The organism is Delftia sp. RIT313 (assembly GCF_000632165.1).
Lineage (GTDB): Bacteria > Pseudomonadota > Gammaproteobacteria > Burkholderiales > Burkholderiaceae_C > Comamonas > Comamonas acidovorans.
In genome coordinates, this window is the sequence record NZ_JFYT01000056.1 from 15,897 (window position 1) to 29,611 (window position 13,715).

Sequence of the window (13,715 nt, forward strand, 5' to 3'; positions counted from 1 at the left end):
GCGGGCTCCGCAGGTCCATTTACCTGGCGGCAGCCGTGTACACGCCGGGCAGCACGGGGTGGAATTTTTCCACCGGCTTGCCCTGCAGCAGCTGCGCGGCAATGGCCACGGCTTGCAGTCCCAGCTGGTCGGGGTACTGGCGGATCACGCCCACAAAGGCTGGTTCGCGGTCCACGGCCGCGCGCGCCTCGGCCATGCCGTCAAAGCCGACGATCTTGACCTGCTCCAGCTTTCTTGCGCCCTTGACGCTGGCCAGTGCAGCCAGGGCCGCGTCGTCGCCAAACCCGAAGATGCCCGCGAGATCGGGGTGGGCCTGCAGCATGTTCTGCGAAGCGGCCAGGGCCTCGGCCCGCGTGATGCCCGGCTGCACGGAGACGATCTTCATGCCGGGAAAGGTGGCGATGGCGGCCTTGAAACCCTCCACGCGATCGACCACGGACTGTATGGACGGGTAGTGCAGCACGCCGATCTGGCCCTTGCCGCCCGTGGCGCGGCCCATGAGCTGGCCGGCCAGCACGCCGCCGGCGCGGTTGTCGGTGGCCACGTGCGATGCGACCTCGACCCCGCTGGCGGCAATGTCCACGGTGATCACGGGAATGCGGGCGGCGGCAGCCTTGAGCACGGCGGCCTTCACGCCCCGGGAATCGACGGGAGACAGGATGATGGCATCGACCTTCTTGCTGACGAAGTCCTCCACATCGGAGATCTGCTTGCCCAGGTCCTGGTTGGCAATGCTCAGGTCCAGTTTCAGCCCCTGCCGCGCCGCCTCCTGCTGCATGGCCTGGGCCAGCTCCAGGTAGAACGGGTGCTGCTGCGTGAGCAGGGACACGCCGATGGTGCGGGCAGGGCTGGGGCCGGGGCCCGGCTGTGCAAGCGCCGGGCTGGCCGGCAGGCCGAATGTGAATGCGCCGGCCAGCATGCGCCGGAGAAACGTGTTGCGGTCCATGGCTGTCTCCCTCCCTCTGTCGTTGTGGAAAAGCTCAGGTTCTGGCGAATTCGATGCGGCCCTCGGCCTTGCGGGTGGCCTGCAGCCGGTGGTGCGCCAGCAGATCGAAGGCGCCCGGCTCCATGTCCTGGTGCGCGCACAGGCCGTCGATCTGGGCGATGTCGCAGACCGGGTGCCCGCCCGTGGTGCTGTCCAGATCCAGGGCCAGCGCCACGGCCTTGGTGCTGTGCTCCACGGCTGCCGAATACAGGCGAGCCGCGCCCGGGTCGCGGCACAGCAGGCGGTTGCGGTCGTCGATGCCGCAGATCTCGAACAGGCAGATGTCCAGCGGCCGGGCCCGCAGACCCGCTTCTGCCCCGGGGCCGATGAGGCCGGGCTCGTCGCCGGCCAGCGCGCCGCCCGTGACGTGAATGGCGCAATCGAGAAACTGCCGCGCCGTCGCCACCATGGCCAGGTCGTGCAGCGTCAGCGCAATGCCCTGGCGGCTGGCCAGCAGCGGCAGCACGCGGTGGGTGATGCGGCCGCTGCCCAGGAAGACCGAGGCGTCGTCCTCGATCCAGCCCAGCGCGCCCTGGGCCACCTGGGCCTGCGCCGGGCCTTGCGCGGCGGCAGGGGCGCCGGGCAGCTCGGCGGCCGTCTTGAGCAGGGCCGGGTTGTAGCGCGCCTTGCCGAAGGCGCGCACCACATAGCCTTGCTGCTCAAGGTAGTGCAGGTCGTTGCGGATGGTGACGGTGGAGACGCCGAAGAGCACGCTCAGCGCCTCCACCCGCACCTCGTCGGTCTTGCGCGCCAGCTCCACGATCTGCAGCCTGCGCTTGAGTGAACTGTTGCCTTGGTCCTGCATGGATTCTTTCGATTCGAAAGTTTTTTATTTCGTATCGAAAGTTTCCCTGCGTGCAAACGCCACGTCAAGCGCTCCCCGGGTATTCACCGGGGCGTCCGCTTCGGGGAGGGCTATCGGCTGGCCACGCCCAGGTTCACGACCACCGGCCGCTGCAACTGTGCCGTCCAGGCCCGGTAGGTCCGGTGGGCCAGGGCGTTCAGCACGGGAATGCGCAGGTCCAGGTGGCGCAGGATCTCGCTCTCGGTCTGCGCCGCAGGGCCGCGTGCGCGCAGCAGCTCGTCATGGCCTTCGGTGCACCAGGCGGCCACGCTGGCGGCGGTCACTTCCATGTGGCCCTGGAAGGCCCAGTGCCGGCCGTGGCGAAAGCCCTTGTTCAGGCAGTGGCTGCCGTACATGGTGCGCACGGCCCCGCGCGGGATCTCGAAGGTGTCGTAGTGCCAATGGAAGATCGTCGCCTCGCGCGGCAGGTCCATGACCTGCTGGGCGGCGGCCGTCACCCAGATGCGGCTCCAGCCAATGTTGGGGCAGGGGTTGCGCCAGACCCTGGCGCCCATGGCACGCGCCAGCATCTGTGCGCCAAAGCAGTGGCCGAGCACGGGGATGTCGCTGCGCAGCGCATCGGCCAGCAGGGCCTGTTCATCCTCCATCCACGGCAGGCCCTCGTTCACGCTGTGGTTGCTGCCCAGCACCACGATGCCGCTGTAGTCGGCGGCGTGCACAGGGGCTGTGCCATCGAGGGCGGGCTGCAACAGTCGGTAGGGAATGCACTGCTGCTCCAGTTGTTCACGCAGAACGCCGGGGCCCTGGGCGGATTCGTGCTGGAGGATGGCGACAGGTCTCATGGCGGCGCGGCTTCATCGGGAAGCCATTTGTTGTGAGGCCTTGACTCTAGGGACGGCTGCCTCAAGGGCGGATTGTGTTTGCGCACAACGCCATCAAGGCCGCATCAAGGCCGCCCCATGCCTTGCGCAGGCCCAACGCAAAAAGGCGCCACGGCCGTGGCGCCTTTGATGGTGGCAACTACGTCAATCGTGGTGCCGCCCGGAGCGCTGCGGGCCCTCCTGCCTGCCACGGCGGCGCAGTCCCAGCGCCGCCGCGCCCAGCAGGAGCAGGGAGGCCCAGGCCCCGCCCACGGGGATGGCTGCGACGGAGTCGCTGCCTGGGACATCGTCCGCGCCAGGCGTGGTCTTGGTGGTGGTCGCAGTGCTTGAGTCGACATCGCCCGTCGCCTGGGTCTGGGTGACCGTGATGGTCACCGATCCCTTGGGCAGGCCGCTCACGTCTGTGGCAGGAGTGGTCCAGTGGCCATTGCCATCGCAGGGCACGGTCACCACCACGGCCTTGGGTGCCGTGCCGATGGTCACCGTCACGCTGCCGCCGCCGGCCGTGCAGGTGCCAGAGAGGATGTAGCCGCCCTGGTTGCCCGCGTCTATCGGGGGAGGATTCACCACCGTGACCGAGGGTGTGGTGGGCGGCGTGGTATCGACCTTGGTGACCGTGGCATCGGCCGTGCCCGAATTGCCGGCGGCATTGGTCTGAGCCACATGGATGCCCACCGTGCCCGCAGGCAGTGCGCTCACGTCGGTGGCGGGGGTGGTCCAATCGCCATTGCTGTCGCAGGGCGCAGTGGCCACCACCGCGTTGGGCGCCGTGCCTATGGTCACCGTAACGCTGCCTGCGCCGACTGTGCAGGTGCCAGAGAGGATGTAGGCGCCCTGGTTGCCAGCATTGATCTGGGGCGGGGTGCCCACTGTGACCACAGGCAGCGTGGTGTCTGCCTTGGTGACGGAGACATTGGCGGTCCCTGTATTGCCAGCCGCATCGGTCTGGCTTGCCTGGATGGGCACCGTGCCCGCAGGCAGCTCGCCCAGGTCGGTGGCGGCAGTGGTCCATTGGCCGTTGCTGCCGCACGCTGCGATGGCTTCCACGGAGTTGGGCGCCGTGCCGATGCGCACCCTGACATCGCCATCGCCGGCCGTGCAGGTGCCCGAGACGGTGTAGCCGTGCTCATTGCCGGCATTGATCGCGGCTGCGTTGTCCACCGCGACCACGGGTGCCGTCGTGTCCGTGGCTGCGGCCGTGGTCTTGGTGGTGATGACACTTCGCGTGCCGGTGTTGCCGGCCGCATCGGTCTGGGTGGCCGTGATGTCCACCGGACCCAGGGGCAGGCTGGCCACATTGGCAGCGGGTGCCGTCCAGGCTCCGGCTGCATTGCAGGCCGTCGTCATGGTCACGAACTTCGGGGCCGTGCCGATGGTCACCTTCACATTGCCATCGCCCGCGGTGCAACTGCCTGCGACGATGTAGGCGTCCTGGTTGTCTGCATTGATCACCGGGGACGTGGTGATGTCTACCGCAGGTGGCGTGGTATCTCCTTGCGCTGCGGTGCAGTCGGCAAGCGAGGCTTGCGAATGGCCCAAGACGAGGTTGACGTCGGCGAGGGTGGGTATTTTCGCGCCAATGCGCAGGGCATTGACTTCCATTCCCCCATCCACGGGAGTTTGCTCATTGAAAACGATTTCCAGGATTCCGGTATTCAGTCCGGTATTGGGGGATGGATTCAGTGGAATTGGGACAGGGATACCGAGCACGGAGATGCTCAGGTTCTCGATGGTCGCGGCCCCGGTAGGCTGGACGGCGCCATTGACGCAGGTTGCCTGCACTTGGGACTGCAGCACATCAGCCTTGATGGCCACGACGCCAGCGATGGACAGGTTGATGTCACTGATGCCTGCGGTTGTTTCGACGCGGTTTTGCGCCAGCGAGCTCCCGGTGCTTGCCGAGAGCACACCCGCCTTCAATGAAATCAAGCTGTCGGTGGCGCCCCCGATGTCTGCAGCAAGCATTTTCCCGGAGACATTGAACGCCGGCGGCGCACTCTGCAGTCCGGTATCTACCAGCGGGATATCCAGCCCGAGGTCTACCAATGAAACGCCGGCCTTCACTTCCAGCGCATAGCCGCGACCTTCCCCTGCCGAGGCGGCCCATGCGGTGCCACCCGTCCCCAAAACGATTGTGCAGCTGACTGCCATTGCCGCCGTAAAGCCGGCCAATTTCCGTCGATTTCCCGCGCCACGCTTTTGCATGCCATCGCCCTTTCATGAGTTCCTGAATTGAATGACCATCAAGCCGATGAATGGCTTGCCTGTTTTCAAAAGCGGAATCTAAAGGGTTGATTGCGTTTTGTAATGATCTTTTTGATGAAAATCGGATTTTCAGAGTCGTCCTAGGATTATTGAGGAAATGGGATTTATCCTAGGAATAGCTTATTTGATCTCGGATGTTTCTGATTGATTATGAAAATACCGTTTTTCAAGAGCTTCTGAGAAGTGTCCTGGCCGGGTTTTCGAGGCGCCTGGCATGCCCCCGCAATTTGTCCTGCGCAGCAATTCGCCTGTGGCCTTGCCGCAGGGTTGGACAGGTGCGGCCCAGCACGCAGGGGGCCGCAGCCGGGGCGCGTTACGGCTTGGGTTTTTGCCTGCCCAGGCGCAGCTCGCTGACCAGCACCCCGCCCACGATCAGCGCGGCCCCCAGAATTGCCAGTCCCGGCAGCCGGTCGCCGGCCATGCGTCCCACGATGCCGGCCCAGACCGGCTCGCTGGCATAGATCACGGTCGCACGCGTGGGCGACAGGGACTTCTGGGCCCAGTTCATGGTCAGCTGGATCAGGATGCTGGCGCAGGCCATGGCCACCGCGGCGGACAGCCAGACCCAGGAGAAATCGGGCACGGATTCGCCCGCCACCGGCATGGCCAGCAGCGCCATGACGCCGGCCGCCAGCAACTGCACCGTGGTCACGCGCCGCGCATCGACCTTGCCCGCGAAATGCCCGATCAGCAGCACCTCGGCCGCAATGGCCAGCGTGCTCAGCATGGTTGCCATCTCGCCCACGTTCAACTCCATGCCGCCGGACTCCGGTCCCGCCACCAGCATGAGTCCCGTGAAGGCCAGGCCAATGCCTATCCAGCTCATCAGGCGCGGCGGCTTGCCCATCACCAGCCATTGCACAAGAGGCACCAGCGGCACATACAGCGCCGTCAGAAACGCCGACTTGCTGCTGCTGATGGTCTGCAGCCCAAAGGTCTGCAGGCCATAGCCCAGGAAGATGCTGGCGCCGATGGCGATGCCTGCCACCAGCTCGGTGCGCGTGAGCCCGGCCATGGCCTTGCGGAACACCAGCAGCCCGATCAAACCCGCCGTGACAAAGCGCAGGCCCACAAAGAACAGCGGTCCGCTGTACTGCATGGCCAGGTGGACCACGAGAAAGGTGCCGCCCCAGACCATGGTGACGGCGATCAGGGCCAGCTCCTGCCGGCTGAGCAGCGGCGTGCGCGAACTGTGAGAAGATGACGTGTGCAACATATTGCGCAGATCATATGAGAAATATATTGCACAGCGCTGGCGAGCGCTCCGATGTCCTGGCTTTCGTCAGCGAAAACCTGCGCCGCCTGCGCCAGCGTGCAGGACTGAGCCAGGCGGCCCTGGCCGAGGCCGCAGGCCTGAGCCGGCGCATGGTCGTGCAGCTGGAAGGCGGCGACACCAACATCAGCCTGTCCAGCCTGGATCGGCTGGCCGACGCGCTGGGCGCCAGCTTCATAGAAATCGTCAGCGACCCGGCCGCGCAGCGCCTGCGCATGGACGCCATGGCCTGGCGCGGCACCCGGCCCGAAAGCCAGGCCATGCTGCTGGGCAGCGTGCCTGCCACGCGCGAGGCCCAGCTGTGGTCCTGGTCCCTGGGCCCCGGCGAACGCTACCAGGCCCAACCCGACCCGGAAGGCTGGCATGAAATGATCGTCGTGGTCGAAGGCCGCCTGCTGGTGGACCTGAGCGAAGGCCCCATGACCATCGAGGCCGGCGACTATGCCATCTACGGCAGCGCCCAGGACTACGCCTACGTGAACCTGCACGAAGGCGTGACGCGGTTCATTCGCAATGTGATTTCCTGAGGGCGTTGCAGCGGTCTGTGCCGTGCTCTGGGCAAGGCACTGTCGTCAGTGAAATGCGGTGGGCTGCGGTGCCGCTTCAGACTGAAGCCGTGCATACACAGCGCGGACCACCAAAGGATCTGTGCTGCGCAAATCAAAGGAACGGGCAAAGCCGCAGATCGACTCGCCGTTGCGGGTGGCGGCAAGTGCCTGCAGTCTGGTTTTCTCGCGGTTGTTCAACCATGCTCCGCAACTGACCAAGGCAGTGATGGTGAGTGCCGTGGCAGCCGGATGTGCCACGGAAATGGTGCCTGTGGCGCACGCCAAGATTGCAATGAGGCTCGAGAAAGCCAAGCGCTGCAAAACGCCGGGCACGGTAACCGGTACCGTGCGGGCGGGCGAGGGAAGCTGTCGGCGAGAGGATCTGCGCATGGAGAGAGTGCAGCCCGTGAACGGATGCAGGAAGAAAACGATTATTCGTGGCGATCATAGATGCGCAGCGGCTGGGCGCAACGAGGCATGGATTGCCACAGGCGACGGTTTGGTGACCCGCCGCGCCCCAGCCCATGCACCCTTGCGGCCGTCCCTCTGAACAACTGCGCCTTGTCTCCCATACACCGGCGATGGAATGCTGCCGGCCTTGCAGGTGCGCCGTCCTTGCAATTGCGGAACGCCACTGAACACGCAGCGCATCACGCAGATAACTCGTTGATTTCTCACGTCCTATCAAGCCATGCGCCATCGATCTTTAGAGAGATGCGCCACTGTACTTTCGTCTGTACGGAAAACGCGCCACTGTACTTTAGATTTTTTGGCCAGCAACGAGCTATCGGCCGAGGCGCAAGCGCTCAGGGCCGATGTGTGGCGGTGGCGCGGGTTGGCAAGGGCTCTCGTGTGGCAGCTACCGACCCTTTGCGGTCGGTTGAAGTTCGTCCTTCAACGCCTGCTGTGCAACGGTTGCTGCCCAAGGCTTTGCCAGTGACCTCGGCTCAATGTCAGGTATTTTTCTGAGGAACCGGGTAAGATTGACGCGTGCTGAGAAGCACCGCGCATGACAGGCGCATCCCACCCGCCAATGGGAAGCTGGCAACGGCACTGTTAGGAATTCCTTGCACAACCTGGTTTACTTCGGGTTCTCGCGACGGTGGGCGGGTGACGTTCTGCTTGGGCCCGTGGAGTAACACCATGTTGAACACGCCCCCATCGACCGTTGATGGCCTCAAGCGCCGTGCCAAGAAGCTCAGTAAAGCACTGGGCATCCCTCTCCACCAAGCGCAGGCGCAAGCCGCAGTATTCTGCGGCTACCAAACTTTCTCTCACGCCCTGAAATCTCTTTCCGCGAAGCCTTCTGCGGGAAATATACCAATCAATAGTCCGAGGCACAGAATTTATGTTTCGGCCTGGTGGACGAATAGACAAACTGGGCAATCAGGTCGTGAGGTTTGGTGGATTGATCTCAGTACGCCTTATTCGCAGCTCTTGACCCCAACGCAAATGCGACTGCAAGGCGCCTTCGCACGAATTACGCCCATCGCTGAAGACCACCTGTTCATCGACTACAGGCACGACTCTCAGGAGCGTGCAAGGCACTATATTTGCCGTGCGTTGCGCGTTTGGCAGTTTGCGGATGCTACCAAGTTGCGCCCCTCCACGACCCACAGCCGGGTCTACCCTGACGGCAAGTCCAGCAATGCCATTCCGGGCCGAGACCATTACAGTCGCTGGTATGACCCCACGACCAAAGGCTATGTGTTCGTGGACGAACCGTACGAACCCGCCGCGCAGAGCAATGCAGCAGCCCGTGCCCAATGGGGTGAACAGCATCAATTCGATATCGCCAAGCCCAAATGGCCCGGCATGTATATGCCTGGTGGTGAGAACGGGTCCCGTCTGTACTTGGTGGCCAGCAAAAGGAACGGGCCGCCCCTGGCCCCCCTGGTGAAGGCCCTGAACGAGCTACCCACACCTCCAGTGATAGAGGACTGGAAGGGAGATTCGGCTCAAGGGCTCAGCCACTTCGTCAGCCCAGCAGAAAAAGCTGCCCAGACCAAGAAGCCAGAGCTACCTAAGACTCCTTCGGTGCGGACACCCACGCCTCGTGGAAAACAGCCCAACCGGATGCCAATTGAGGTCCATGAGCGCATCGGCCATCTGCTCAAACTCGTCAACGCCGAAACACACTTGCGTGTCGGCGTGCGCAACCGGCTGGTCACACTACGCGGAACGTTGGACAGCTGGATTCAGAGTGAATACAGTTTGAAGGATTTGCCCTTTGAACGTTTTACCGAGGTTTACTTTGGCGATGCACCACCGCCTCAGTCCGTAAAAACCTTGGCGCCTCATCAGCGTGAATCTCACATGGCGTCATTGCTAGAGGTCAAAAGGACTTTGCAGGCCCACTACAAACCTACCAAGGTTCGTTCACTGGCCAATAGTATAGACCAGATGATCAAGTCGCTAGCGACATGGAAATAAACTTGCGTTTTGGGCCAGGCCATCCTTCACCAGGGGTTTCCTGAGTGGAGAACCCAGTTCGCTGATGAAGTGGCCTGGGTTTTCTTACCAGTGGGCTTGGAAGATTTTTGAAGCTCATGCGGAAGGTATCTTAAAAAAGCGGCGGGCCACGCGGATAACTTGGTGATTTCTCACGTCCTCGCAAGCCATGCGCCATCGATCTTTAGAGGGATGCGCCGCTGTACTTTAGATTTTTTGGCCAGCAAGGCTGAGGAGCTAGCTATCGGACGAGGCGCAAGCGCTCAAGGCCGATGTGCGGCTGCGTCGCGGGTTGCCAAGGGCTCTCGTGTGGCAGCTACCGACCCACAAGAGACATTCATCTCTCAGACGGAAGTACCGTTGAGCAAGCTATGCGAATGTGACATATTGACTCTGCAACTGTAGAGTTCAAAATCAATATGCCGACCATCAAACTCACGAGTTGTGAGATCGAATTCTCTCAAACCTTGATAACAGTTCCTGCTGATGGCTCTGACGACTGGGATTGGATGTGCACAAACTGGATGGACATCCCCCAAGTAATTTAAATTTCTCAAATGCAAGGCTGTGCAAACGTCACGGGCCTGACCGGACGTGCCCCATACTATGGGGAACACTTGATTGCCGAGATTAACCCACGCATTTTTTCGCTACCTGAGTTAATTGACTATGTCATAGCATCTGCTGTTAACGATTATAGCAGAAAGGAAAAAGTCCGCTCTGCTACTACAGTCAAAACCATGGCTTGGGGTAATGTGGTTACACGTTCATGGGAACTGCGTGGATATGCACCCGGAGGGGATGAAAGCTACATCCTTCCCAGTAAGGGTTGTGCAGTTCACATTGGATTTCTACGTCTTGACTGGGAAAATTTAACGTGCACTTTGCTGATCTGAAGTTGCCTTTTATTGGCTATTTAGTGACTGCTGATGGCCGACAGTGACCGACTGGACACGACCTTACTCGGGCCTTCGCATGCTCCGAAAAGTCATATAAATCGGCTGATCGCACATCGCCGGGGCGCTTTGTGCGTCAATTCAAATCAACACCGCGAAAAGCTGCTATTTCCATCGGATATCCTGACGACAGCACGAACTGCTCGAGTGACATCTTCGAGTCGCGAAAATCGTCGCCTTGCCAATTCGTGCGCCCAAGCGATAATTCCGGGAGAGGATAAATAAGATGCTCTCGTGATTGCCAGGACGTCTGGTGATTCGTAGTGACGAGAAGCCCACATTGACCACTTTGAGGAATGATCACGATTCGAGGGTATGCAGCTTGCTTCCGTAAATGATCTAGGAGAGAACCAATGCGAGTTAGAAATTCCACTGATGCGATAAATATCGACGATATTCTAGGAATTCCTCTGTCATCATATTCCAAATGACTAAAAGTCGCGGCATTTCCCATCAGTTTTTCGCCCTCCAAGAGGCCAAATTGAAACGCAACGAACTCCGAATTAGATTTATAAAACCAGTGATAAGATCCATTTATTGAGCGGCGAAATACGGTGCCTGTCGGCGCATCAATCGGTTCTCGACTGACATACCATACCGGAAGCCTGCCTAAAACACGACATGCAATCTTATCATTATCTCTAATTTCTATTTCCCTTTGATGGGAATACGAATGGAAGGCATATGAATTTGCAATAATTTTTGAAAGCCATTCGTTCGGGATATCTTTCAACCCTCGAGAAGAAGGAAAATTAGAGATATTCATTTTGAAATTATCCAGCTCTTCCGCCATCCACCCAACTCCGCCATCTTTAGACTGGATATTAGGACTGGTTCGCCTTTCAATGGATCAGAAATCACAAGCATATCATCCATTTCATCATTTTTCTCTGCTCCAGTGATCAGCACTACATGCGCCGAGCGCCCATTGTAATGCTGGAAATATGCTTGTACGGGCTTTCCTTCTTTCAGCCAATCACGTATACCAGAAAAACTTAGCACACCATCTATTTCAAAAGTTTTAATGTATTTGAAGTGATGCCAATCATTCGTTATATGGCCTGGGGATCTTGGCACGTCACAGCTCTTCCCTTTACAAACCTGATTGCAGCTTCCACAGTCAGAAGACTGGCGCTGAACATATTCGCAAAATTTCTTTCCATCTTTGTTCCATGCCCCTACCATTGCCATACAAGTGGCCCAACAAACAGAATCCCCTGGCTGTTGTATGTGAGGTATCGGCAGAGTCGCGCTGTGCAGGTGCTTCAACATAGCCAACGCAGCAACCATATCAATCTCGTGTATCTCTGGCATCAAGACTCCTATATAAAATCGCTCAGACTGATATTGAAAAATCACAACCATTTCTCGAAAAATGCCGACTTCTGGCTATTTTTCGCCCGAAAGCATAACGATTTATCAATCCAAAAATCACACATTGTCACATACTGGTACGAAGATCTGCTTTGGGGCATTAGTTGCACTTCGTTGAATGTCCGTTCTTGGCCGACAGCTGTCCTTGTGCGAGGGCATGCCTTTCTACGGAGCGCTAAGCGGCCCTGGTGTCGCGCATAAGCCTCCCTGTAGCGTGGGGCATGGTGGCCGCGACATCCCCGGGAGCGCGCCACTCAGGCTCGATTTGAGCTATCCAAACGATGCTCACCCCTCATCGCGCCAGTGAGGCAGGGCGGCCGAGCACTCGAAACCACCCCGCATAGGTCATCGCCAGCGGCTCCGCTCCTCATCCGTCCCCGACCTGGTCAGGCCCCCCGTCATCGCGCCACGAAGGCGGAGCTTCCCTCCCTGACTCCACAGAGGTCACCAGCCGGGGCTTCGGTCTCGTTCGCGCCTGATCGAGGGCAGTCACTCTGCACGGCTGGCTGATCCTGGGTGCGCTCAGCCCCACGGCCAGGGGTGCCCTCGATGCGAGGTTCGGGCACAGCCCGCAAGGCTGCATGGTGATTCAGCGCCAGCCTTTCGCCGGAAGTTCTGTGTGCTCCTGCAGGCCACGCTGAGCCGCTGGCCAGCGCGTGCGCGCCCCGAAAAAACTAAAGATCAGTGGCGGAAAAACTAATGTGTAGTGGCGTTCCGCAGCAATTCCGCTCTTTGCTCTGTATTCCTGGGGTTGATACCTAATGTCTAAGCATGTATAGACAACTAAAGTCATCCCATACCAAGGAGATGCAAATGAGGCGAGGCAGGCTTTTCCGGGGCTGGTACATCGTGGGCGCCGTGCATGTGCTGCTGGCGCTGATCTTTGGCGCGGCCTATTCGTTCGGGGCGTTTTTCGCCAGCATCCAGGCCCAGTTCGGTGCCAGCAGCTTTTCCACGGCCTCTATCTTTTCCCTGACGGCCCTGATCTACTACGGCGTGGGCGTGTTCTCGGGGGCCTGGAGCGACAGGACCTCGGTACGCACCGTCACCTCGGCCGGCATCGTGCTGCTGGCGCTGGGCTTTGTGGCCAGCAGCCTGCTGTCCTCATCGCTGGTGCTGTTCCTTGGCGCCTTCTGCATTCTGGTCGGCCTGGGCGTGGGCCTGGTGTATGTGCCCGCCGTCTCTACCATTGCGCGCTGGTTCGTGCTGCGGCGCAGTTCTGCCTCCGGCATCGCGCTGGCGGGCACCGGGCTGGGCACGCTGCTCGGCCCCGTGGTGGCGGGCGCACTCATGGAGCACCTGTCCTGGCAGCTGACCATGCAGGTCTATGCCGCAGCCATTGCACTGGCCGGCCTGGCTGCGGCGGCCGTCCTGCGCGGCAGGCCTGAGGAGCTGGGGCTGCATCCCGATGGCGTGCCGCCTTCGGGTGTCCCTGCCGCCGGGCAGTCCGCTCCGGGCATGGACCTGGCCCAGGCGGCGCGGCAGGCCCGTTTCTGGTGGTATTTCGCGGCCATCTTTCTGGGCTCCATCGGCCTGTTCCTGGCCCTTATCCACATCAACCCGCTGGCACGCCAGCAGGGGTTGTCTGCCGCGCAGGCCAATGGGCTGATCGGGCTGATCGGCGTAGGCAATGTGCTGGGGCGCCTCGCGCTGGGCCGGCTGGGCGACAGGATGGGGGCGCTGCGCTTTCTGCTGCTGCTCACCGTGTCCCTGGCCGTGCTGTGCGGGCTGTGGTCCATGGCGCGGGGCTTCGTGGCCCTGGCCGGTTTCGCGCTGGTGTTCGGCGCGGCCAACGGCGGCTGCATCGCGCTGTATCCCGCCGTGGCCGCCACCTGGTTCGGCACGCGGAACCTGGGCGCCATTTTGGGGGCGCTGTATGTGGCGGTCGGTATCTCGGCCATGGCCGGGGGCAGCCTGGCGGGCTGGCTGTTCGATATCTGGGGTGGCTACACGCCGTCCATCCTGCTGGCGGGAGCCAGCGCTGCGCTGTCGGCCCTGGCGGTGTGGCGGGCCGAATGCGCTGGGCGCGGTTAAGAAAAGCCTTGTGCAGCAGGCGTGGCTCACAGGGTTGGCGTCTTGCCGCAGTCCCAGGCGATACGGGCTCTGCGAACTGCCGTCGCCGCACCTGCACCGAAGGCGGCCTGGGCCCTTCATGCAAAAGGCCCTGGCTCTTGCGA

12 protein-coding genes are annotated in these 13,715 nt (G+C 61.2%); 4 read left to right on the plus strand and 8 right to left on the minus strand.

The window, feature by feature from the left end:
* Nucleotides 1–19: 19 nt before the first annotated feature.
* From BW39_RS16580 to BW39_RS16595, 4 genes are all read right to left on the minus strand, one after another.
* Nucleotides 20–946 (minus strand): substrate-binding domain-containing protein, encoded by a 927-nt coding sequence (locus BW39_RS16580; RefSeq protein WP_043823111.1) that lies wholly within the window; start codon nt 944–946, stop codon nt 20–22.
* Between the two features lie 34 nt (nt 947–980).
* Complete coding sequence (locus BW39_RS16585; RefSeq protein ID WP_013802836.1) at nt 981–1,790, minus strand: DeoR family transcriptional regulator; 810 nt, start codon at nt 1,788–1,790, stop codon at nt 981–983.
* A 110-nt stretch (nt 1,791–1,900) separates the two neighbouring features.
* The gene (locus BW39_RS16590; protein ID WP_043823114.1) at nt 1,901–2,632 is read right to left on the minus strand and encodes a type 1 glutamine amidotransferase; all 732 of its coding nucleotides are present in this window, start codon (nt 2,630–2,632) and stop codon (nt 1,901–1,903) included.
* Between the two features lie 183 nt (nt 2,633–2,815).
* Nucleotides 2,816–4,210: a hypothetical protein gene (locus BW39_RS16595; protein ID WP_235264225.1), complete on the minus strand. Its 1,395-nt coding sequence runs from the start codon at nt 4,208–4,210 to the stop codon at nt 2,816–2,818.
* Between BW39_RS16595 and BW39_RS32015 the strand changes: the two genes are divergently transcribed.
* Entirely contained in the window at nt 4,202–4,594 is a 393-nt protein-coding gene (locus BW39_RS32015; RefSeq protein WP_235264226.1) for a hypothetical protein, read from the plus strand. The two genes, BW39_RS16595 and BW39_RS32015, sit on opposite strands and share 9 nt — an antisense overlap.
* 655 nt (nt 4,595–5,249) lie before the next feature.
* Here the strand turns inward: BW39_RS32015 and BW39_RS16600 are convergent.
* Nucleotides 5,250–6,152 carry a DMT family transporter gene (locus tag BW39_RS16600; RefSeq protein ID WP_043823119.1) on the minus strand — a complete coding sequence of 301 codons (903 nt, stop codon included), beginning with the start codon at nt 6,150–6,152 and terminating at the stop codon, nt 5,250–5,252.
* 14 nt (nt 6,153–6,166) lie between these two features.
* Here BW39_RS16600 and BW39_RS16605 point away from each other — a divergent pair, with 14 nt between their 5' ends.
* Nucleotides 6,167–6,736, plus strand: a complete 570-nt coding sequence (locus tag BW39_RS16605) for a helix-turn-helix domain-containing protein (RefSeq protein WP_013802832.1) — start codon at nt 6,167–6,169, stop codon at nt 6,734–6,736.
* A 45-nt stretch (nt 6,737–6,781) separates the two neighbouring features.
* Here BW39_RS16605 and BW39_RS31710 read toward each other — a convergent pair whose 3' ends face one another.
* On the minus strand, nt 6,782–6,955 hold the full coding sequence (locus tag BW39_RS31710) for a hypothetical protein (protein ID WP_200871523.1): 174 nt from the start codon (nt 6,953–6,955) through the stop codon (nt 6,782–6,784).
* A gap of 945 nt (nt 6,956–7,900) precedes the next feature.
* Between BW39_RS31710 and BW39_RS31115 the strand changes: the two genes are divergently transcribed.
* On the plus strand, nt 7,901–9,190 hold the full coding sequence (locus BW39_RS31115) for a DUF5623 domain-containing protein (protein ID WP_152547256.1): 1,290 nt from the start codon (nt 7,901–7,903) through the stop codon (nt 9,188–9,190).
* 1,050 nt (nt 9,191–10,240) lie between these two features.
* On the opposite strand, the gene BW39_RS31120 is transcribed toward BW39_RS31115, so the two are convergent.
* A complete protein-coding gene (locus tag BW39_RS31120) occupies nt 10,241–10,957 on the minus strand; it encodes a hypothetical protein (protein WP_152547257.1) in 717 nt (238 codons plus the stop codon).
* Entirely contained in the window at nt 10,927–11,478 is a 552-nt protein-coding gene (locus BW39_RS30425) for a papain-like cysteine protease family protein (RefSeq protein WP_161786996.1), read from the minus strand. The genes BW39_RS31120 and BW39_RS30425 overlap by 31 nt, the downstream gene beginning before the upstream one ends.
* An 873-nt stretch (nt 11,479–12,351) precedes the next feature.
* Between BW39_RS30425 and BW39_RS16610 the strand changes: the two genes are divergently transcribed.
* Nucleotides 12,352–13,572, plus strand: a complete 1,221-nt coding sequence (locus tag BW39_RS16610) for an MFS transporter (RefSeq protein ID WP_043823152.1) — start codon at nt 12,352–12,354, stop codon at nt 13,570–13,572.
* Nucleotides 13,573–13,715: the final 143 nt, after the last annotated feature.